16 protein-coding genes are annotated in these 22,830 nt (G+C 54.5%); 8 read left to right on the plus strand and 8 right to left on the minus strand.

The window, feature by feature from the left end; all coding sequences use genetic code 11:
• Positions 1 to 12: 12 nt before the first annotated feature.
• Both aceE and pdhR read right to left on the minus strand, forming a co-directional pair.
• Positions 13 to 2,676, minus strand: a complete 2,664-nt coding sequence (gene aceE / locus ACRDCA_RS21700) for a pyruvate dehydrogenase (acetyl-transferring), homodimeric type (RefSeq protein ID WP_438691375.1) — start codon at positions 2,674 to 2,676, stop codon at positions 13 to 15.
• Positions 2,677 to 2,840: 164 nt separating this feature from the next.
• On the minus strand, positions 2,841 to 3,605 hold the full coding sequence (gene pdhR, locus ACRDCA_RS21705; RefSeq protein ID WP_021179689.1) for a pyruvate dehydrogenase complex transcriptional repressor PdhR: 765 nt from the start codon (positions 3,603 to 3,605) through the stop codon (positions 2,841 to 2,843).
• Between the two features lie 607 nt (positions 3,606 to 4,212).
• On the opposite strand from pdhR, the gene ACRDCA_RS21710 reads away from it, so the two are divergent.
• The 3 genes from ACRDCA_RS21710 (at position 4,213) to ACRDCA_RS21720 (ending at position 8,143) form a co-directional block, all read left to right on the plus strand.
• A complete protein-coding gene (locus ACRDCA_RS21710; RefSeq protein ID WP_438691376.1) occupies positions 4,213 to 5,589 on the plus strand; it encodes an amino acid permease in 1,377 nt (458 codons plus the stop codon).
• A 193-nt stretch (positions 5,590 to 5,782) separates the two neighbouring features.
• A complete protein-coding gene (locus ACRDCA_RS21715; protein ID WP_438691377.1) occupies positions 5,783 to 7,183 on the plus strand; it encodes a glycoside-pentoside-hexuronide (GPH):cation symporter in 1,401 nt (466 codons plus the stop codon).
• A gap of 9 nt (positions 7,184 to 7,192) precedes the next feature.
• Entirely contained in the window at positions 7,193 to 8,143 is a 951-nt protein-coding gene (locus tag ACRDCA_RS21720) for a glycoside hydrolase family 43 protein (protein ID WP_438691378.1), read from the plus strand.
• A gap of 176 nt (positions 8,144 to 8,319) precedes the next feature.
• On the opposite strand, the gene ACRDCA_RS21725 is transcribed toward ACRDCA_RS21720, so the two are convergent.
• From ACRDCA_RS21725 to ACRDCA_RS21735, 3 genes are read right to left on the minus strand one after another with little or no spacing between them, the layout of a single operon-like run.
• Positions 8,320 to 9,561, minus strand: a complete 1,242-nt coding sequence (locus ACRDCA_RS21725; protein ID WP_438691379.1) for a c-type cytochrome — start codon at positions 9,559 to 9,561, stop codon at positions 8,320 to 8,322.
• Positions 9,561 to 10,112, minus strand: coding sequence for a (2Fe-2S)-binding protein (locus ACRDCA_RS21730; protein ID WP_438691380.1), 552 nt, complete (start codon positions 10,110 to 10,112; stop codon positions 9,561 to 9,563). Before ACRDCA_RS21730 ends, ACRDCA_RS21725 begins: the two co-directional genes overlap by 1 nt.
• The gene (locus tag ACRDCA_RS21735) at positions 10,109 to 12,898 is read right to left on the minus strand and encodes a xanthine dehydrogenase family protein molybdopterin-binding subunit (RefSeq protein WP_438691381.1); all 2,790 of its coding nucleotides are present in this window, start codon (positions 12,896 to 12,898) and stop codon (positions 10,109 to 10,111) included. The genes ACRDCA_RS21730 and ACRDCA_RS21735 overlap by 4 nt, the downstream gene beginning before the upstream one ends.
• Positions 12,899 to 13,143: 245 nt before the next feature.
• Between ACRDCA_RS21735 and ACRDCA_RS21740 the strand changes: the two genes are divergently transcribed.
• The 3 genes from ACRDCA_RS21740 (at position 13,144) to ACRDCA_RS21750 (ending at position 16,329) form a co-directional block, all read left to right on the plus strand.
• Entirely contained in the window at positions 13,144 to 13,725 is a 582-nt protein-coding gene (locus tag ACRDCA_RS21740) for a nucleotidyltransferase family protein (RefSeq protein WP_438691382.1), read from the plus strand.
• Positions 13,725 to 14,699 (plus strand): XdhC family protein, encoded by a 975-nt coding sequence (locus tag ACRDCA_RS21745; protein ID WP_438691383.1) that lies wholly within the window; start codon positions 13,725 to 13,727, stop codon positions 14,697 to 14,699. The genes ACRDCA_RS21740 and ACRDCA_RS21745 overlap by 1 nt, the downstream gene beginning before the upstream one ends.
• A 235-nt stretch (positions 14,700 to 14,934) precedes the next feature.
• Entirely contained in the window at positions 14,935 to 16,329 is a 1,395-nt protein-coding gene (locus ACRDCA_RS21750) for a sugar porter family MFS transporter (protein WP_438691384.1), read from the plus strand.
• Between the two features lie 60 nt (positions 16,330 to 16,389).
• Here the strand turns inward: ACRDCA_RS21750 and ACRDCA_RS21755 are convergent, their stop codons facing one another.
• The 3 genes from ACRDCA_RS21755 to ACRDCA_RS21765 all read right to left on the minus strand — a co-directional run bounded on the left by ACRDCA_RS21755 (position 16,390) and on the right by ACRDCA_RS21765 (position 21,347).
• On the minus strand, positions 16,390 to 17,280 hold the full coding sequence (locus ACRDCA_RS21755) for a helix-turn-helix domain-containing protein (RefSeq protein WP_438691385.1): 891 nt from the start codon (positions 17,278 to 17,280) through the stop codon (positions 16,390 to 16,392).
• Between the two features lie 159 nt (positions 17,281 to 17,439).
• Entirely contained in the window at positions 17,440 to 19,086 is a 1,647-nt protein-coding gene (gene fumA, locus ACRDCA_RS21760; RefSeq protein WP_025120071.1) for a class I fumarate hydratase FumA, read from the minus strand.
• Positions 19,087 to 19,385: 299 nt separating this feature from the next.
• Positions 19,386 to 21,347 (minus strand): peptidase U32 family protein, encoded by a 1,962-nt coding sequence (locus tag ACRDCA_RS21765; RefSeq protein ID WP_438691386.1) that lies wholly within the window; start codon positions 21,345 to 21,347, stop codon positions 19,386 to 19,388.
• Between the two features lie 138 nt (positions 21,348 to 21,485).
• On the opposite strand from ACRDCA_RS21765, the gene ACRDCA_RS21770 reads away from it, so the two are divergent.
• Positions 21,486 to 21,986, plus strand: a complete 501-nt coding sequence (locus ACRDCA_RS21770; protein WP_438691387.1) for a SprT family zinc-dependent metalloprotease — start codon at positions 21,486 to 21,488, stop codon at positions 21,984 to 21,986.
• 114 nt (positions 21,987 to 22,100) lie between these two features.
• Positions 22,101 to 22,799, plus strand: a complete 699-nt coding sequence (gene endA, locus ACRDCA_RS21775; protein WP_438691388.1) for a deoxyribonuclease I — start codon at positions 22,101 to 22,103, stop codon at positions 22,797 to 22,799.
• The last annotated feature ends 31 nt before the right edge of the window (positions 22,800 to 22,830 follow it).

Here is a 22,830-nt window from a genome sequence, read left to right on the forward strand (position 1 = left end):
ATTCAGTACCTCTTAGGCCAGACGCGGGTTAACTTTTTCTGGGTTGATGTCGAATTTCTTAATCGCATCAGCGACCACAGAAGCTTCAATTTCACCGCGTTTAGCCAGTTCACCCAGAGCAGCAACCACCACGTAAGAAGCATCAACTTCGAAGTGGTGACGCAGGTTTTCGCGGCTGTCTGAACGACCGAAGCCGTCAGTACCCAGTACGCGATAATCGCTGGCTGGCACGAAAGTACGAACCTGCTCGGCGAACAGTTTCATGTAGTCGGTAGACGCTACCGCAGGCGCTTCGTTCATCACCTGAGCGATATAAGGCACGCGTGGGGTTTCGGTTGGGTGCAGCATGTTCCAGCGCTCACAGTCCTGGCCATCACGCGCCAGTTCGGTGAAGGAGGTTACGCTGTAGGTGTCGGAACCCACGCCGTAGTCGTTCGCCAGGATCTGCGCAGCTTCACGCACATGACGCAGGATCGAACCGGAACCCAGCAGCTGTACTTTGCCTTTCTTGCCTTCCAGGGTTTCCAGTTTATAGATACCTTTACGGATACCTTCTTCTGCGCCCTGTGGCATGGCCGGCATGTGATAGTTTTCGTTCAGCGTGGTCAGGTAGTAGTAGACGTTTTCTTGCGCGTCACCGTACATACGAACCAGACCGTCATGCATGATCACTGCCACTTCATACGCGTAAGCCGGATCGTAGGAGATGCAGTTAGGGATGGTCAGCGACTGAATGTGGCTGTGGCCATCCTCGTGCTGCAGACCTTCGCCGTTCAGGGTAGTACGACCTGAAGTCCCGCCGATCAGGAAGCCACGTGCCTGTTGGTCACCCGCTGCCCAGCACAGGTCGCCGATACGTTGGAAACCGAACATGGAGTAGTAGATGTAGAACGGGATCATTGGCAGATCGTTGGTGCTGTAGGAAGTCGCTGCGGCCAACCAGGAAGAGGCTGCGCCCAGTTCGTTGATACCTTCCTGCAGGATCTGGCCTTTCTCGTCTTCTTTGTAGTAAGCAACCTGCTCACGGTCCTGCGGAGTATATTGCTGACCGTTCGGGCTGTAGATACCGATCTGACGGAACAGACCTTCCATACCGAAGGTACGCGCTTCGTCGGCAATGATTGGCACCAGGCGATCTTTGATCGACTTGTTCTTCAACATCACGTTCAGGGCACGCACAAAGGCGATGGTGGTAGAGATCTCTTTGTTCTGCTCTTCCAGCAGGGAGCTGAAGTCTGCCAGAGCTGGCATTTCCAGCTTCTCGGTGAACTTCGGCATACGGGTTGGCACATAGCCTTCCAGCGCCTGACGACGTTCGTGCAGATATTTGTACTCTTCGGACTCTTTCTCGAAGGTGATGTATGGCAGTTTTTCGATGTCGGCATCGGCAACTGGCACGTTGAAACGATCGCGGAAGTGGTGAACCCCTTCCATGTTCATTTTCTTCACCTGGTGAGCGATGTTTTTACCTTCCGCAGTTTCACCCATGCCGTAACCTTTGATGGTATGGGCCAGGATCACGGTTGGTTTGCCTTGGGTATCCTGCGCTTTTTTCAGTGCAGCAAAGACTTTCTTCGGATCGTGACCACCACGGTTCAGCGCCCAGATCTCGTCGTCGGTCATATCTTTGACCAGTGCGGCGGTTTCAGGGAAGCGGCCGAAGAAGTGCTCACGCACGTAAGCGCCGTCTTTGGATTTGAAGGTCTGGTAGTCGCCGTCCAGAGTTTCGTTCATCAGTTGGATCAGCTTGCCACTGGTGTCTTTACGCAGCAGTTCATCCCAACGACCGCCCCAGATCACTTTCAGCACCTGCCAGCCAGCACCTGCGAAGATGCCTTCCAGCTCGTTGATGATCTTGCCGTTGCCGGTAACCGGGCCATCCAGACGTTGCAGGTTACAGTTGATGACGAATACCAGGTTGTCCAGCTTCTCACGGGTCGCGATGGTGATCGCGCCTTTGGATTCCGGTTCGTCCATCTCGCCGTCGCCCAGGAAGGCATAAACGGTCTGGCCAGAGGTGTCTTTCAGACCACGGTGTTCCAGATACTTGAGGAACTTGGCCTGATAGATGGCGCTGATTGGGCCCAGACCCATGGATACGGTCGGGAACTGCCAGAATTCAGGCATCAGTTTTGGATGCGGGTAAGAGGACAGGCCTTTACCGTGCACTTCCTGACGGAAGTTGTTCATTTGATCTTCGGTCAGGCGGCCTTCAAGGAAGGCACGTGCATAAACGCCCGGAGAGATGTGGCCCTGGAAGTAAACCAGATCGCCGCCGTCTTTCTCGTTGCGAGCACGGAAGAAGTGGTTGAAGCAGACTTCATAGAAGGTCGCGGAAGATTGGAAGGAAGCCATGTGGCCGCCCAGATCCAGATCTTTTTTCGAAGCACGCAACACGGTCATCACGGCGTTCCAACGGATGGCAGAACGAATACGACGCTCCAGATCCAGGTTGCCCGGGTATGCCGGTTCGTCTTCTACCGCGATGGTGTTGACGTAGTTGTTAGCCGCAGCTCCCGCTGCAACGCTAACACCGCCCTTGCGGGCTTCGCCCAAAACCTGATCAATCAGGAACTGAGCGCGTTCAACACCCTCTTCACGGATGACCGATTCGATCGCCTGCAGCCAGTCGCGGGTTTCGATCGGATCCACGTCATTGTTTAAACGTTCTGACATGGTGGTATTCCTTATCTGTCTAATGGTTTGTTTGGAGCCTGTCTTCCTGCATTCTGAGCAAAATGCACGAAGACAGGCTCATCAGTTTGGTTGCCGCTTAAGTACTTAACTAAGCACTCCGAGCTTCATCTCAACAAGCTGGTGTGCCTTGAGGAGAACCACTCTTAATCCTTGCGTTGCTGGAGACGCCGCAGCGATCGATCACGCCGGGTGTGTTCCCTGCTGAGATCCAGCAAAATTTCCTCGATAAACGCCAAATGGCGGTGCGAGGCTTCACGGGCCTTTTCAGGTTCGCGTGCCACAATCGCCTCGAAAATCCCGGCGCGATGGCTACTCACTGTTGCCAACATCTCACGGCGCGAGTAGAGCAATTCAAAGTTCTGACGAACGTTCTGTTCCAGCATCGGGCCCATACAGCGCAGCAGATGGAGTAACACAACGTTGTGGGCAGCCTCGGTCACGGCAATTTGGTATTGCATGACCGCGTCGGCTTCGGCGTCCAGATCGCCGCTGTCCTGGGCCTGCTGGATCACATGATGGCAATCGCGGATGCGCGCCAGATCTTCGTCCGTCCCACGCAACGCGGCATAATAGGCAGCGATGCCTTCAAGCGCATGACGGGTCTCGAGCAGATCGAATTGTGATTCAGGGTGATCGGCCAGCAGTTCAGCCAGCGGGTCGCTGAAGCTCTGCCACAGATTAGTTTGTACAAAGGTGCCGCCTCCCTGGCGACGCAGGAGCAGCCCTTTAGCTTCCAGACGCTGGATAGCTTCTCTCAGAGAAGGACGGGAAACATCAAACTGTTTCGCCAGCTCTCGCTCTGGAGGCAGCTTTTCGCCTGGACGTAGCGTACCCTCGAGGATCAGGTATTCGAGCTGCTGCTCGATAACATCTGACAACTTGGGTTGGCGGATTTTGCTGTAGGCCATGGGTGATTTCTTCTCTGCGAAGTGCCCGGAGTCAATTGGTAATACCAATTTCAAAAACGTGACGGTAAAGTAACAAAGTATTCACCTCCTGTCCATATGGGGCTTGATCGAAATCATGAAAGCCGCACATTTTAACACTTCAATCCATAGGCCTTTGCAAACCGGTAACTCGGCGTTGGTAATACCATTTACGAGGTAGCCGTTGGATTTAACTTTTGTGAAACCTCTGGTTAGCAACAGTGCCGGTGTTATAGGGTGAGGAGATGAAGGGGTATTTCTACTTTTTCAGCGCCTGTTGCACCTCGCGCCGTTAACAAAAAAACAACAACAATGACGATTATTTTTGCGCATTCTGTGATTTATTGCTTATTTCGCGCATGCAATCACCCCGCTCGTCACACAACCCGCATTTTGTTGCCTAAACTGCTGCAATCTTCACCATTCGAACCACAAAGCAGGTGCAAACTTTCGCACATACCATTATTCTCTGCCAAACGGTAGCGACGCCGTGGAATTTATAGTTATAACGTCGTAAACAAAAAACAACACACATCGTAATCATTATTTTACGGTAATGAGCATTTTGTCACCACAGAGGGTTTCATTGATGGATGGTCAACAGCATGGCGACCAGCTGAAACGCGGCCTGAAAAACCGCCATATCCAGCTGATCGCCTTAGGTGGCGCAATAGGTACCGGCCTGTTCCTCGGTATCGCTCAAACAATAAAAATGGCCGGCCCGTCGGTCATTCTCGGTTATGCAATTGGCGGTTTTATTGCCTTCCTGATCATGCGTCAACTGGGTGAAATGGTGGTCGAAGAGCCGGTCGCGGGTTCCTTCAGCCACTTCGCCTATAAATACTGGGGAAATTTTGCCGGTTTCGCCTCCGGCTGGAACTACTGGGTGCTGTATGTGCTGGTAGCCATGGCGGAACTGACTGCGGTGGGCATTTACGTGCAGTACTGGTGGCCGCAAATTCCAACCTGGATCTCCGCCGCCGTGTTCTTCCTGGCCATCAACGCCATCAACCTGTCGAGTGTGAAGGTCTATGGTGAAATGGAGTTCTGGTTTGCCATCATCAAAGTGGTCGCCATCATTGGCATGATCGGCTTTGGTGCCTACCTGCTGTTCAGCGGCCTGGGCGGCCCGGAAGCCAGCGTCACCAACCTGTGGGCACAGGGCGGATTCTTCCCGAACGGTACCATGGGGCTGCTGATGGCAATGGCGGTGATCATGTTCTCCTTCGGCGGTCTGGAACTGGTGGGCATTACCGCCGCCGAAGCCGATAACCCGGAAAAAAGCATCCCGAAAGCCACCAACCAGGTGATCTATCGCATCCTGCTGTTCTATATCGGCTCACTGACGATCCTGCTGTCACTCTATCCGTGGGGCAAAGTGGTCGAAGGCGGCAGCCCGTTCGTACTGATCTTCCATGCGCTCAACAGCAATATGGTCGCGACGGTATTGAATATCGTGGTACTGACGGCTGCGCTGTCGGTCTACAACAGCTGCGTCTATTGCAACAGCCGCATGCTGTACGGCTTGGCAAAACAGGGTAATGGCCCGAAAGCTCTGCTGAAAGTGGATAGCCGTGGCGTGCCGGTGATTGCCATCGGTTTCTCTGCGCTGGCAACCGCACTGTGCGTACTGATTAACTACCTGATCCCAGGCCGTGCCTTTGAGCTATTGATGGCGCTGGTGGTGTCTGCCCTGGTGATCAACTGGGCGATGATCAGCCTGGCACACCTCAAATTCCGCAAGGCTAAAAACCGTGAAGGCGTTGAGCCGAAGTTCAAGGCGTTCTGGTATCCGTTCAGCAACTATCTGTGCCTGGCCTTTTTGAGCGCCATCCTGGTGATTATGTATCTGACGCCGGGGATCCAGATTTCCGTGCTGCTGATCCCGGTGTGGATCGCCATTCTTGGCATCGGCTACTTTATCAAGCAGCGCGGCCAGCAACCGGCCAGTGCCGCAAGCCGTTAATTTTTAAATTTTTTTCTCAGGCCCGCCACTGCGGGCCTTTTTTTCCCCTACCCATTTTGCCAACTGGCTCACACTTTTTCCGCAGTGACTGATTTGTCCATCTCTACAACCATTAACTTCTGATAGTTCGCCGCCACACAGGGCAATAATCGTTATCCAACAGTCCGATCCTGTCATCGCGGAGAAAATGTCCATGAAGAGCAATGCCCTATCGATAAAAGAAAAGATCGGCTACGGCATGGGAGATGCCGGTTGCAACATGATCGGCGGCGCAATCATGCTGTTCCTCAACTACTTCTATACCGATATCTTTGGCCTTACGCCAGCGCTGGTCGGCATTTTGCTGCTGTCCGTGCGCGTGCTGGACGCCGTGACCGATCCCATCATGGGCGCGATTGCCGACCGAACCCAGAGCCGCTTCGGCCGTTTCCGTCCGTGGTTGTTATGGATTTCCCTGCCTTACGTGCTGTTTAGCGTGTTGATGTTTACCACCCCGGAGTGGAGCTATAACAGCAAGGTGATTTACGCCTTTGTTACTTACTTCCTGATGTCGCTAACCTATACCGCCATCAATATTCCTTACTGTTCACTGGGTGGCGTGATCACCGCCGATCCGCAGGAGCGGGTTTCCTGCCAGTCGTACCGTTTCATCATGGTCGGCATCGCCACACTGATCCTGTCGCTGACCCTGTTACCGATGGCGGAATGGTTCGGCGGCGCCGACAAAGCCAAGGGCTACCAGATGTCGATGGGCGTAATGGCGTTGATTGCGCTGGCTATGTTCCTGTTCTGCTTTGCGACGGTGAAAGAGCGTATCCGCCCGGCGGTTCCCACTCACGATGCGCTTAAGGCCGATCTGAAAGACGTGTGGAAAAACGATCAGTGGGTACGCATTCTGCTGCTGACCTTCTGCAACGTTTGCCCCGGCTTTATCCGCATGGCTGCCACCATGTATTACGTCACCTACGTCATGCAGCAGTCCACCTCATTCGCCAGCCTGTTTATCGGCCTGGGCGTGGTCGGCATGATGATCGGCAGCGCCCTGGCCAAGCCCCTGACCGACCGCTTCTGCAAGCTGAAGGTGTTCTTCTGGACCAATATCGTGCTGGCCATCTTCTCCAGTGGTTTCTACTTCCTCAATCCGCAATTCACCTCGCTGATCGTGGTGGCCTACTTCCTGTTGAATATCCTGCATCAGATCCCTTCACCGCTGCACTGGTCGTTGATGGCCGATGTGGACGACTACGGCGAATGGAAAACCGGCAAGCGCATCACCGGTATCAGTTTCTCCGGTAACCTGTTCTTCCTGAAGGTCGGGCTGGCGGTCGCCGGGGCGATGGTAGGTTTCGTGATGTCTTACTCCGGCTATCAGGCCGATGCGGGTAGCCAAAGCGCTGGGGCACTGCAAAGTATTGTCTTGCTGTTTACCGTGATCCCGGGCGTGGGTTACCTGATCACCGCTGGCGTGGTCCGTTTGCTGAAAGTAGATCGTAACCTGATGTCACAGATCCAGAGCGATCTGGAAAAACGCCGCGTCAATTATCAGGAACTGGCGGAATACCGCGAACAGCAGCTTGAAACCAAACACTCTTGAGAGGAACCGATGTCTATTTATCCTAACCCACTGATTGAACAGCGTGCCGATCCCTTTATCTATCGCCATAGCGATGGCTATTACTATTTTATCGCCTCGGTGCCGGAGTACGATCGCCTGGAACTGCGCCGTGCTCGCCGTCTGACGGAGCTGGCACAGGCTCCAGCCAAGGTCATCTGGCGCAAACCCGCGTCTGGGCCAATGAGTAACCTGATTTGGGCACCGGAACTGCACGTTATCGACGATAAATGGTATGTCTACTTTGCGGCGGCCCATAGCCCAGAGATTGCCGACGGTCTGTTCCAGCATCGCATGTTCGCACTGGAATGCAGCGCCGCCAATCCGCTGGAAGGAGAATGGCTAGAGAAGGGGCGCATTGAGACACCGATCGACAGCTTCTCGCTAGATGCCACGCATTTTGAGCACCAAGGTAAGCACTACTATCTGTGGGCACAGCAAGACCCACAGATCCGGGGGAACTCCAACCTGTATCTGGCAGAAATGGCCAACCCCTGGACGCTGAAAGGGACGCCGGTGATGCTAAGCAAACCGGAGCTGGCTTGGGAAACTATGGGTTTTTGGGTAAACGAAGGCCCGGCGGTGATCAAACACGGTAAGCGAGTTTTCATCAGCTATTCTGCCAGCGCCACCGACGAAAATTATTGCATCGGCCTGCTGTGGGCAGACATCGATGCCGATCTCCTCGATCCGGCACAATGGCATAAGGCCAGCGAACCGGTTTTTCGCACCAGCTATGCCAATCGCCAATATGGCCCTGGCCACAACAGTTTTACCGTGGATGAACAAGGTAATGACGTGCTGGTCTACCATGCCCGTAATTACACCGAAATTGAAGGCGATCCGTTATACGATCCGAATCGCCATACGCGAATTAAACCTCTGGAGTGGGATGCAGAGGGAATGCCAATGTTTGGCGTTCCCCCGGCAGATAATCGCTAACGCCCCTCACCCTAGCCCTCTCCCACAGGGAGAGGGGACCGATCGAGCTCATTGATTGATTTGCGTAATACCTTGCCTTTCTTGTTGTTACCCCCTGCTTTCCGAAATTGCGCAGGCTAACTACGCACTCGGAACAGCCCCTTCGCCCTGTGGGAGAGGGGGAAATCAGTTCTGACTTAATGGGCTTTGCGTAATGCCTTCACCTGCTCGGCGGTGATATCCGCCGGCAAGCCACCCCAGGTCACGCGCAGATAATTGACCAGTTCGGCAATTTGCGCATCGTCCAGGCGATCGGCAAAGCCCGGCATGCTCTGCATACTTTCGTTGCCAGGGAACTGCTGCGCCGGTAGCCCATCCAACACCGATACGATCAGGTTCTTGCCGTCCGGTTGACGCAGCGTGGCGTTATCACGCATCGCCACCGCCACGTGCGGCTTGCCCGCGCCATCACGCTCATGGCAAGCGGAACACTGATCGAGATAGGTAAGACGCCCGGCATCGCTACCCTGGCCAGTTTTCGCCGCCACCGGCTGCGGTGGTTTGTCGCCCATCAGGTACGTAACCAGTGCCTGATGATCTTCCGGCGTCAAATGACGAGTACTGAGATCCACCACCATATGCATTTCGCTGAACGCCGAGCCTTGTGGCGCTAAACCGGTGCTGAGGAAACGGCTCAGATCCTCTGGCGTCCAGCCGCGCTGGGCCAAAGCCTGTGGGGTAATATCCGGCGCGATAAATCGCCCCAGATCGCCGCCCTGCATCGGCTTGCTCAGTTCCATCTGCCCCAGCATGCCCCGTGGCGTATGGCATTCACCACAGTGCCCAAGCACGTCAGACAGATAGCGGCCACGCTGCCATTCGGCAGAGTTCCCCTGTGAGCTGGCAGGCATAGGGTCATTCGTGCGGAACAGCAAATTCCAGCCGATCAGCGCCATCCGCTGGTTGAACGGGAACGGCATATCGTTGGCCGGAATGGCAACGTCTACCGCCGGGCGTGACATCAGATAGGCATAGATGGCATCCGCATCCTCGCGCGTGATGCCTTTGTAAGAGGTATAAGGCATCGCCGGATACAGATGACGGCCACCCGGAGCAACCCCCTGAGTTAGCGCCAGGAAGAAGTCGTCTTTATTCCAGCGGCCAATCCCATGATCGGCAGAAGGCGTCAGGTTGCTGCCATAAATAGTGCCAAACGGCGTATCCAACGGATAGCCTCCCGCCAGCGGAGCTCCACCAGCGGCAGTATGGCAGGCGGCGCAGTCGGCAGCCTGGGTCAGGTAGCGGCCACGGGCAATCTGTTCACTGCTGGCGGTAACCTGCTGGACCGGGCCGTCGTAGCTGCGGTTTTCCCGCCACCACAGTACGGCGATAACGATCGCCGCAATCAGCACAATCAACAATGCGAGACGTTTTTTCATTACGCCGTCTCCTTCAGGAGGCCCGGAGTTTTCAGCACCACGTCGCGCACCGCTTCGTAATAACGCACATAGCCGGTGCAACGGCAGATATGGTTCTCCAGCGCCTGCTCAATCGCACCTTCCAACCGATCGCGCAGGATCGGCTCACGCTTGAGCTTCTCGACAAAGATGGTGGCCGCATTGACGAAGCCCGGCGTGCAATAGCCACACTGGAAACTGTAATGATCGAGGAACGACTGCTGGATCGGCGAGAGCTGAACCACTTCACCTTGGTTATCCACCTGCGCATGGCCTTCGATGGTGCGCACCTGCTTGCCATTGAAGAAGTGGGCACCGGTGATGCAGGTACGGATTTCTTCGCTGGTGCCGCTTGGATGGTCGAGGATCGCCACGCAGGCGTGACAGATCCCCTGGCCGCAGCCGAGGCGTGAGCCGGTCAGATCGAGATATTCATGCAGAAAATCGATCATCATCAGCCCTTCCGGTACCTCGACGGGGCCGTATTGTTTGCCGTTAACGGTCAGGGTAATAGGTTGGGTTTTAATGCTCATGGTAAGACCTCAAGAATATTTTCGGCACGGACAGGCAAATCACGGAAACGGTGACCGGTAGCGTGGGCGATGGCATTCACCAATGCGGCAACTACCGGGATCATCACGACCTCCGCCATGCCTTTTGGCGGATCGGTTTCCGACAGCGCAGGCAGGATATCGCCGGTCTGTTTCCAGACCGCCACATCACTGGCGCGCGGCAAATGGTAACGGTTAAAGTTCCAGGTGCCGTTACCCGGCCCATCTTCGTACAGCGGTAAATACTCATGCAGCGCATGGCCAATCCCCATCGCCAACCCGCCCTGCAACTGGCCGGAAACCAGCTCAGGCACAATCAGGTTGCCGCACTCCATTATCGAGTGGTGGTTCAACAGCTCAACCTTGCCAGTGGCGATATCCACCGCCACTTCCGTCAGCGTGCCAACGGCACTGTAATAGGTTACCGCGGCGTTATTGCGTTGGGTTGGCGGGTAGAAAACCTGCTCACGCGCCAGGGTGCTGAATTCACCGTTGCCAATGCGTACCGACAAGCCATCGACCGGCAGACGTTCACTGTGATTACTCAGTTTGAAGTCCGCTTCGGCCCACTGCCAGCGGTTGAAGACATGCACCACCGCGCCGGTAAGGTTGCCCATCTGATAGGCTTTCTTCGCCAACAGCTCAAACGGCAAGATCTGCATACCGGCCGCCGTTAGGCCACCTTCTACCCAGCGTGCATCTTCTTTGCGCACCACCAGCGGTGCCGCCTGCCCGCCACCAATGCCGGACTGCCAGATAGACAGCGCGGCAGGCCACAGCCCCTGCTCAAACACCAACCGGGCCGCTTCACGGGTACTGTGCGAGAAATAGTAAGCGGAGTTACTGGCGCTGGAAGGCGAGCAGTAGCTTGGCGTCCAGTTCGGATTGGTTTGCAGTTTGTCCTGCTCTTCCTGCGACATCATGTAGGGATCGCCGCTGGTTTCCATCGGCAACAGCGCCCAATCGGTCACCGAGAAATGCGCCTCATCCGCCGGCTTACCCAGCCATTGCGCACACAGCACCGACTGCGACGTCGACATGCCGGTGCCCATTTCGGCCCCGCTGTGATACAGGGAGAGGCGTCCATCCTCACTGAACTCCACGCGAGCAAAGGAGGTTTCGGCCCCGGTGCCAAAGTCTTTCTGCACGCAACCAAAGCCCACGCCATAGCGTTTGCCTGGGTTTTGGCTCTCAAACGCCACCTTGCGTTCGGCACGCTTGCGCCACATCTCATGTTGAGAGGCTTTCACCAGCACTTCATCGGCGCGGATCGCTCCTGCCGGGATCGCACCCTGGGTGTTTTTCATGCCGGACTTAAGCACGTTGCGCAAGCGAAACTCGATCGGATCGAGCTTCAGCTCTTGAGCCAATTCGTCCATCATCATCTCGGTTGCGGCCATGCTTTGCAGCGTACCGTAACCGCGCGCAGAACCCGCATCGATGGCGCGAGATGCCAGCCCTACCGAGGAAAGATCGCTTTTCGGGAAGTAGTAAATCGACTGGGCCGCCGTAGCGCCAACCATTACCACCGATGGCGTAAAGTTACTGCGCCCGCCACCGTCGGCGGTCATGGCACCTTGGAAGGCCTGCAATACGCCGGTTTTTTTGTCTACCGCGATGCGGTAATCCATATCGAAGGCGTGTCGTTTGATCGAGGTCTGGAACTGTTCATAGCGATCATTGGCCAACCGCACCGGCAGCCCATCGCCATACAGCGCCGCGACCGCACCGTAATACGGGAAGTTATAGTGATCTTTTGAGCCGTAGCCCACGGTGTAACAAGGGTGCAGGATCAGCTGTTTGACCGGCTGATGACGTTTGGCCAACATGCGTGGCATCTCGTCCGCCACCTCCTGCGGAGACTGGGTTGGGATCACCAGATGCAGGGTCTGGCTGGCGGTATCAAACCAGCCGTTGGCGTTGTCCGGCTCCAGGGCCGACGTATCAATGGATTGCGTGGTATAGCGGCGTGACAGCACCAGCCAGTCCTGCGGCGGCGTTTGCAGTTGTTCGGCAATCATCCCGGCATAATACATGCCTTCCTGATCCAGCTTGCCGCCCTCACGCCCTTCCGGCCATACCGGCAAATGCCTACGCATCGACAGCGGGAAGATCGGTGTGTCTTTGAGGCTGGAGAAGCGATCGTCATCAGATGGCTGTTCGCCGCCAACGCGCACATAGCGGAAGCTACCCCAAGGATCGCGTTGTAACGGGCCGGTTTCACTACCATATTGGATCACTTCGTCGTGGAATTTCAGCTTGTCTTTGGCAAAGCGGAAACGAGCAAAATCATGATAGATCAGGATCGCCACCGCATGACCGAGATAGGCCGGCGTTTTACCTGTCGGCAATAGCATGTCATCGCCATAAAATGCAGGGAAGGCCAAACCATCTCGCTCAAGATCCTCCGCCGTCACTAAACGATCCGGTTGCAGATCGTCACCCAGTAAGGAGAGATCGATACCGGTAAACAGACGGTCAGCCTTGGTAACACGCAGAATAAAGGCATGAGCCTGCTGCTGCGGCCAGTGCGGCATATCCACGGCGCGAATATCGCGGGCAAATACTTTCTGCCCCATCACCTTGGAACGGCCATCGATGCGGTAACGAATGCGTTTAGTCTGCGCATCCCAATTCGGCGATTGCAGGATTTTCTGCTCAAACAGCGCGGCATAGGCCCGGCTGTAGAGGGGAGCGAGGTAGACGGACACCCCCGCAATCACGGCACCTTTGATAAAACGGCGTCGTGACGGATTGAAATTGCTCATAAAATTTCCTTTACGCTTTTATCTACCCGCAGGATCCAGATGCGGGCAACTGGAAAACTGAAGGTAAGTCGTTTTTTTATCGGTTTTGTTGCGCAACCGCTAGTAACCTTGCCGAAGACGTTATAATCATATGCTTATAACCAAAAAAATGTGAGCATTAACATTTTGTTTTCATAAAAAGAAACACTTTGAAACATACAATACTTTTATAGTGTGGCTGATTTGCGCAAACGCGGACAGACGAGATGACGACAGGTATCGTGATTACCGCTGCCGGGCGGGGTGAGCGTTTCATTCAGGCCGGCGGCATTGGCAACAAGCTTAACGCCCTATTGCAGGGCAAGACGGTGTTTGAACATACGCTGCAACAAGCGTTGTCCTCCGGTTTACCGGTGCAAGTCGTCACCCGGCCTGAAAACCTGCTGGTGCAACAGGTATGCGCAGCAGATCAGGTACCCTGCATCTTGCTAGCCAGCGGTGGGCTGGGTGAGTCTATTGCCGCTGGCGTTGCCGCAACCGCAAACTGGGACGGCTGGCTGATCCATTTGGCGGATATGCCGTTCGTCTCGCCGCAGATCTTTGTGCAAGTTGCCGCAGCCCTGAGCCAGCACAGCATCGTCCGCCCCAGCTTCCAGCAACAACCTGGGCACCCGGTGGGATTTACCGCCCTTTTGCGCAAACAACTGTGTGCATTGCGTGGCGATAATGGTGCGCGGGAATTGCTACGCAGTCACGGACAGGTCCATCTGATCCCTGTATATCAACCAGCCATCGTGCAAGATATCGATCTCCCTTCTCAGCTAGTGGCAAACGAGTCCATGAATTAATGCAACACCTTGATATCACCGTAGTCAGCCAGGCCATCAACTGGCTGGAGCAACAGCCAGTGTGGCTGTGTACCGTATTGAACACCTATGGCTCATCACCCCGCTCTCCGGGCGCTTTGATGGTAGCGACCCGCGACGGGCACTATTGTGGATCGCTATCCGGTGGCTGTGTGGAAGAGGACTTTTTGCACCGTCTGGCAGAGGGGGAATATCAGGCCGCCAGCCAGGTGATCCGCTACGGCGCTGGCGGGCTAACTCCCAACGTAGCGCTACCCTGTGGCGGCGTGCTGGATGTGCTGATTGAACATTTGCCCGCAGGCCCTGCCAGCATTGGCTACCTGCGCAGTATCGCCGAGGCGTTGGCTGGCCATCACGCTCTGGTCAAACACCTGACCCTACCCAATGCCTGTCACGCGCTGGAAACCACCCGTTTTGCCAGCGCCACCCAGGTTATACGCAACCAGCAAGAGATCCAGCTGCACATCGCCGCCGCTCCTCGGTTACTGATTGCCGGGCTTTCCAGCGTGGCGCTGTATTGCGCCGACTTTGCCAGCGCACTCGGCTTTGAAGTGTTGGTTTGTGAGAGCCGCCCGGAAGCGTTGGAGAACTTCGCCACGCAGCTCAAGCCTCATATCACTTTGCTGCGCCAGTTCCCGGCAAAATTCATTGAGGAAGGCGGTTGCCACGCCAATACCGCGATTGTGGCACTGACCCACGATCCGCGCATGGATGACTTGACCCTGATGGAGGCAATTCATACTCCGGCGTTTTACATCGGCGCGATGGGGTCTCAACAAAACAGCGATCGCCGCCGCCAGCGGTTGCAACAGATCGCCGAATTCAGCCCGCAGGAACTAGGCCGTATCCATGCTCCGATCGGCCTGCCGCTTGGCAGTAAAACCCCGGCGGAGATCGCGCTGGCCGTGATGGCCGATATCGTGCAGCAGAAAAACCAATCCCGCCAACCAGTCTGAAAATTTTACGCTCTCCGGCCATGATTGTTGTGCGCCGGATTTAATGAAAGCGATTACACATTTATCCGTTAACACTCCACATCCCATGGCATTAACAAGTTAATTAATGCCACTTTAGAAAGATCGCCTCAGTGTAAGCGATTACATTATATGTGATCGAAAGCACGTTAAATCATCACCATGACCAATAACATAGCCTACTAACGAATCATCAATCTGGTTAACCGAGGCCGTTATGAGTACAGCATCATCAGGTAAAGGCAGATCGAATGCCCAAATGACCTTCTTTGTTTGTTTTCTGGCAGCACTGGCAGGCTTATTGTTTGGGCTGGATATCGGCGTGATTGCCGGGGCATTACCGTTTATCGCCCATGAGTTCCAGATCACGTCACAGCAACAGGAATGGGTAGTGAGTTCAATGATGTTCGGCGCAGCGGTTGGCGCTGTCGGCAGCGGTTGGCTCTCTTACCGGCTGGGGCGCAAGTACAGCCTGATGATTGGTGCCGTGTTGTTTGTCATTGGCTCGCTATGCTCAGCTTTTGCCCCCAACAACGATGTATTGCTGGTTTCCCGCGTTCTGCTCGGCCTGGCAGTTGGCATCGCCTCCTTCACCGCCCCGTTGTATCTATCTGAAATCGCACCTGAACGCATTCGCGGTAGCATGATTTCCATGTATCAGTTGATGATTACGATAGGTATTCTTGCGGCTTATCTTTCCGATACGGCTTTCAGCTATACCGGCTCCTGGCGCTGGATGCTCGGTATCATTACCCTTCCGGCTTTGTTGCTGTTCGTTGGCGTGTTCTTCCTGCCCCGCAGCCCTCGCTGGCTGGCGTCACGTGGCCGTGATGCTGAAGCCAGAAAAGTGCTGGAGATGTTACGAGATACGACCGAGCAGGCAAAAGCCGAATTGGATGAGATACGCGAAAGCCTGAAAATAAAGCAAAGCGGCTGGGCACTGTTCAAAGACAACAAGAATTTCCGCCGCGCGGTCTATCTTGGCGTATTGCTTCAGGTCATGCAGCAGTTCACCGGCATGAACGTGATTATGTATTACGCGCCAAAAATTTTCGATCTGGCCGGTTTTACCAATACAGCTCAACAGATGTGGGGAACGGTGATCGTCGGGTTAGTGAATGTGTTGGCAACCTTTATTGCCATCGGTCTGGTGGACCGTTGGGGCCGTAAACCTACGCTGAAGCTGGGCTTCCTGGTGATGGCCATCGGCATGGGGACGTTGGGTACCATGATGAATATCGGTATGGATACGCCTGCGGCTCAATATTTCGCAATTCTGATGTTGCTGATGTTTATTGTCGGTTTTGCCATGAGCGCCGGCCCGTTGATTTGGGTATTGTGTTCAGAAATACAACCGCTTAAAGGTCGTGATTTCGGCATCACCTGTTCAACGGCAGTAAACTGGATCGCCAACATGATCGTGGGTGCCACCTTCCTGACCATGCTCAACAGCCTGGGCAGCGCGCATACCTTCTGGATCTATGCCGGGCTGAACCTGATCTTTATCTTCATTACTATTGCCTTAATACCTGAAACCAAGAATATCTCTTTGGAGCATATCGAACGTAATCTGATGGCGGGGAAACCTCTGCGAGAAATTGGCTCACGCTGATTGTGATACGATTAATTAAATGATGCCGCCCATATGGGCGGTTTACCTATCAAACAGCAATCAGGTACGCACTGTGTTTTTCTCTGCAAAGGCCTTATCTGGCACGATCGGGATCAGATACTCTAATTCTAGGTGTAGCTCTCCAGCACTGTCTAGCGAGTAGTCATGCTGTGCGATATCGTACCCTTCCCGGCGTACCAGATTAAACTGCGGCAGCAGTTTGGTATAAACGCTGGCGATGTGATCGTTGAGAGCCACCGGTTTGCCTGCATAGCGGAACCGGCAAAAACTGCCACTGAATTCCGGCAGTTCCGATAACGCTTTATCTTGGGCGATCTCTTTATCTACCGCGACAAAATAACCGACCTTGACCTGCTCACCATCCGGAATAAATTGGGTTAGCGCATACAATCTGTCCGGACGTAAGTTAAATTCGTCACAGAAACGTTCCTTTATTTCATTACGAATATCGGCATGTGATTTATCCAATTGATCTATATCGATATGGTAAGAATAATATTGACCGACCAACGAATAACAACCTGGTTTAACCTCAATATAATCAACGGAGATATCGCTGGGTTGGTTCAACGACAGTGATTGCACCAAATGGCTGAAATCACAGTTCTGAGCCTTGCGGTAGGCACTGGGCGTTTGGGAAAAATGTTTTTTGAAACAGCGTGAGAATGTCTGTTGGGAATCGAACTGATATTCCAACGAGATATCCAGAATGCTTTTCTGCGTAAAGCGTAATGAGAAAGCCGCCAGATAAAGGCGACGGGCACGGATATAAGCAGCAAGCGGCAGATTGGTCTGCTGACGGAACATACGTTGCAGATACCATTTTGAGTAGCCGGATTTTTCACTAACAATATCCAGAGAGAGTGGATTTCGTAGGTTGTTTTCTATCCAGACCAGTAATTCCTTGATATGCGTTGCCTGCGTCACCATGGTAGTTCCTGACTAAAAATGTCCACGGCAATGGTATACAGATTTATTTATAGCGTCCAAAGCGACGACACTATTTTACAAAGACTGACGATTTCCACACAAACATCACAACTGGATACGTAGGGAAAAGCCGCCCACCCGGGGCGGCTATCGATCAGATTACTTCACACAACGCGTACATTGAGATTCCTGGATCTTCTGGAAGAAATCATTGCCTTTGTCATCCACCAGAATAAACGCCGGGAAGTCCTCCACTTCGATTTTCCAGATCGCTTCCATACCCAGTTCAGGATATTCCACGCACTCCAGACTCTTGATGCTCTGTTGTGCCAGTACCGCAGCCGGGCCACCGATGCTGCCAAGATAGAACCCGCCGTGTTTGTGGCAGGCATCCGTCACCTGTTGGCTACGGTTACCTTTGGCCAGCATGATCATGCTGCCGCCGTGCGACTGCAACAGATCGACATAAGAGTCCATACGCCCTGCGGTGGTTGGCCCCAGGGAACCTGAAGCATAGCCTTCCGGGGTTTTGGCCGGGCCCGCGTAGTAGATCGGATGATCTTTCACGTACTGCGGCAAACCTTCGCCACGATCCAGGCGCTCTTTCAGCTTGGCGTGAGCAATATCGCGGCCAACGATGATGGTGCCGCTCAGAGAAAGACGGGTTGACACCGGGTATTGCGACAGTTGCTTGAGGATCTCGGCCATCGGGCGGTTCAGATCGACCTTGATCGCCTCCCCTTCTCCCGCGCGACGCAGTTCCTGTGGAATAAATTTACCTGGATTATGCTCCAGTTTCTCCAGCCAGATCCCTTCGCGGTTGATCTTGCCTTTGATATTACGGTCAGCGGAGCAGGAAACCCCCATCCCTACCGGGCAAGAAGCGCCGTGACGCGGTAGACGCACCACACGCACATCATGGGCAAAGTATTTGCCACCAAACTGCGCGCCCAGGCCCAGGTTCTGGGCTTCTTTCAACAGCTCTTCTTCCAGCGCCACATCGCGGAACGCCTGGCCGTGTTCGTTGCCTTCGGTTGGCAGCGCATCATAATATTTGGTTGACGCCAGCTTGACGGTTTTCAGCGTTGCTTCCGCCGAAGTGCCACCAATCACAAACGCCACGTGGTACGGAGGGCAAGCTGCGGTGCCCAGGGTGCGCATCTTGTCGACCAGATAGTCCTTCAGCTTACCCGGCGACAGCAGCGCCTTGGTTTCCTGATACAGATAGGTTTTGTTGGCCGAGCCACCGCCCTTGGCGATGCACAGGAATTTATACTCGTCACCATCCACGCTGTAGAGATCGATCTGCGCAGGCAGGTTGCTGCCGGTGTTGACCTCCTGGTACATATCCAGCGCGGCGTTTTGCGAATAGCGCAGGTTGTCTTCGATAAAGGTGTTGTACACCCCGCGCGACAGGGCTTCTTCGTCCCCGCCACCGGTCCAGACGCGCTGACCTTTTTTACCCATGATGATCGCCGTGCCGGTGTCCTGGCAGGTTGGCAAAATACCCTTGGCGGCGATTTCTGAGTTACGCAAAAATTGCAGCGCAACGTACTTGTCGTTCTCACTGGCGTCTGGGTCGTTGAGGATATCGGCCACCTGCTGTTGGTGTGCAGGGCGCAACATGAACGAGGCGTCGTGGAAAGCGTGCTGGGCGAGTAGGGTCAGGGCTTGCGGATCGACCTTGAGGACTTCCTGGCCGGCAAATTCAGCGACGGAAACATGGTCGCGGCTTAGCAGATAGTATTCGGTATCGTCTTTCTTCAGCGGGAACGGATCTTGATAATGGAACGGTTTATTCGACATTGATCTCTCACTTGCAACATCAGCTGCGTTAAATTCACACTTACTCAGCGTGCTCGGGGTACGCTGCGTCAAAAAAACTCCCCACACCTTACGTATTTTTAGGTAGTCAGTTATTGCGCCAAATCGCAAAATAACCGCTATTAACGCAGGGGTTAACGCTGGTGGTGTTTTTCTGACCTCATCCGGTGAGAACTGCGGGTACAGACTCATCATGCACAGACTATTATCCCGCAGTTAACACATTGATTACAATCTATGTGAGTCGATCGGCTTATCATTGTCGGAAAATAACGTTGCGGCTATTTTTTCTTCCCCGGTAGCGTCGCCTTGAGCTCCTCTACCGAGATCCCTCCTGCCACACTCCCCGGCACTGGCATCCGCAAAATATGATGTTTGATCTTGCCAATCACATGCATCTCACACGGCTTGCAGTCAAACTTCAGCGTCAACGTCTCACCCTGATGTACCAACTGCATCGGCGATGCCCTCCCCTTCACACCCTGCACACCCTTGGCCTGTTTAGGGCAGAGGTTGAAGGCGAAGCGCAGGCAATGCTTGGTGATCATCACCGGCACATCCCCTTTTTCTTCGTGCGCCTCGAAGGCGGCATCAATCAACGTGACACCATAACGCTGGTAGAATTTTCGCGCCTTCTGGTTATAAACATTGGCAAGAAACGTCAGGTGCGTATCCGGATAAACCGGCGGCGGGACGGAAACCGGTTTGCGATCGCCGCGTTCGTTGACCGCCAGGCGTGCGGCATCCAGTGCCTCCACCGCATCGCGACGCAGTTGGTTGACCTGGCTGTTGGGCATGAAGCACACCATCGGCAGATCAATATGAACGTCACGCGGATAATAGAGGCTTTGCCCCAGTTTGCTCAGCCCGTCACGCAGTGAGGCAAGCGCTTTTTCCGGCTGGTTGGCGGCGCCGAATTCGCCGTGCAGCGTATGGCTGGCGCTGATGCCCTCTTCGCTGATCAGGGTCAGCGTCACTCCGTCGCTGCTTTGTGTCAGCAGAACATCGACGGCTATGCGGCGTTCCGAAGAGGTTTTTAGCAACGCCTGTTGCCAGTTGTGATCGAGGTTGCGATTAAGTGGATGGTTTGGACGCAGCTTATCCAGACCTGCCGGCATTTCGTTAGGCCAAACCCGGTAGCGCCCTTCGGCAATTTTATCCGCCTTGTTGGTGCGAAAGCCGACGATATCGCGCTTGATCAGCACGTTAAGCCCATCGCCGTTGGTTAGCGGTGCTGTGACTTCCACGTCCAGATGATCTTTCCCCACCTTTAGCACTTCTCCTATCGGCAGGCCAATGAACTTGGGTGAGTCGAAGGCACCAATATCCACCTGGCGTGCGTTAACGAAATAATCGGTACTGCCACGGTGGAAGGTTTTATCCGGCGACGGAATAAAAAAGTGTTCCGTGCGGCCTGACGATGCCGGCGTCAGATCGGAACGCTCGTTGAGAATGGCATCCAGGTGCTGACGATAGTACGCGGTGATGTTTTTCACATAGCTCATATCCTTATAACGCCCTTCAATCTTGAATGAGCGAACACCGGCGTCGATCAGCGCCGTCAGGTTGCGGCTTTGATCGTTATCTTTCATCGACAGCAGATGCTTTTCATACGCAACCACCCGCCCCTGCTCATCTTTCAGGGTGTAGGGAAGCCGGCACGCCTGTGAGCAGTCGCCACGGTTGGCACTGCGTCCGGTCTGAGCATGGGAAATGTTACACTGGCCGGAGAAGGCCACGCACAACGCGCCATGGATGAAAAACTCGACGGCGGCGTCGACGTTGTCACTGATAGCTTTTATCTGGCTGAGATTCAGCTCACGCGCCAATACCAGCTGGGAAAAACCGGCATCGGACAGGAAACGAGCCTTCTCTACGCTACGGATGTCGGTCTGGGTACTGGCATGCAGCTCAAATGGCGGAATATCCAGCTCCAGGATCCCCATATCTTGCACGATAAGCGCATCGACGCCGGTCTCATACAGCTGATGGATCAGGCGACGTGCCGGCTCCAGCTCGTTGTCATGCAAAATGGTGTTGAGGGCGATGAACACTTTGGCCCGGTAGCGGCGGGCAAACTCAACCAGTCCGGCGATATCGCTCAGACTGTTGCCAGCATTATGGCGGGCACCGAAACCTGGGCCACCGATATAGATCGCATCGGCCCCGTGTAAAATAGCCTCACGGGCGATACCTGCATCGCGGGCGGGACTGAGCAATTCAATCTGATTAGATAAAAGCATGGTTATCGCCGTTAGGGTAAGGGTGAAAATCGCTGCTATTGTAGACACAAGCCTCGTACATACAAGCCTTGGTTGCCCATATACTTTTCCTTACTGCCCCGTTGCCAGCCACCGCGTCATTGCTTAAGCTAGCGCCCCATGAACAGAGTAAGAATCCCCATTGCACTGCAACAGGCGGTGATGCGCTGTCTGCGAGACAAGTTGCAGCTGGCACAGCAGCATTTTGCCATTGAGTTCCCTGAACCCAGGATCCTGTATCAGCAACGCGGCACCAGCGCGGGCACCGCTTGGCTGCAAGCCTGGGAAATCCGCCTTAATCCGGTCCTGCTGATGGAAAACCAACAGCCGTTTATCGACGAAGTGGTGCCCCACGAATTGGCTCATCTGCTGGTCTTTCGCCAGTTTGGCCGCGTGCCGCCACATGGCCGGGAATGGCGCTGGATGATGGAAAGCGTCTTGCAGGTGCCCGCCAGCCGTACCCACCAGTTTGAAACCCGCTCGGTACAGAGCAAAACCTTCCCCTACCGCTGCAATTGCCAGCAGCATCAACTGACCCTGCGCCGTCATAATCGGGTAATGCGTGGTGAAAGTGAATACCGCTGCCGCCAGTGCGGTGACAAGCTGACCTTTTCCGGTTAATCAAAACCGTAAACAAAAATATTTACAAGTTAAAACAATCCATTATCTCCATTTGCACCTGCCGGTGACTTCCGTTACCCTGCCTGCCTTTCCAATTTTGAGCTGTTTTGGAATATGCATCGCAAAATTTTACTTTTGGTCGTACTGACGGCCTCCAGCGGCGCGCAGGCAAAGGGGATTAATAACTTTACCCAGGCCAAGGCTGCCGCCGCCAAAATCAACCAGGACGCCCCCGGCAGCTTTTACTGTGGCTGCAAGATCGACTGGCAAGGTAAGAAAGGCATACCCAACCTCAATAGCTGCGGCTATCAGGTGCGCAAAAATGCCCAACGCGCCGAACGTATCGAGTGGGAACATGTGGTTCCGGCCTGGCAGTTCGGCCATCAGTTACAGTGCTGGCAGCAGGGTGGGCGCAAAAACTGCAACAAGGATCCGGTTTATCGCCAGATCGAGATCGACCTGCATAACCTGCAACCCGCCATCGGTGAAGTGAACGGAGATCGTAATAACTTTATGTACAGCCAATGGCGTGGCGGCGAAGGGCAATACGGACAGTGCGAGATGAAGGTGGACTTCAAGAACAAACAGGCCGAGCCACCAGCCCGTGCGCGCGGTGCGATAGCCCGCACCTACTTCTATATGCGCGATCGCTACCAGTTGCCGCTTTCGCGCCAGCAAACCCAGCTGTTTGAGGCCTGGAACCGGCTGTATCCGGTCAGCGCCTGGGAATGTCAGCGGGAAGCACGCATCGCCATAGTACAAGGGGCTCACAACCCTTATATTCAACAAGCTTGTCAGCAACGAAAAGGCTGACCTACTATAGAGCTTTCGCGTTGCCCCGGCA

The sequence above is a fragment of the Serratia sp. (in: enterobacteria) genome (genome assembly GCF_051654945.1).
Classification (GTDB): Bacteria; Pseudomonadota; Gammaproteobacteria; order Enterobacterales; family Enterobacteriaceae; genus Chania.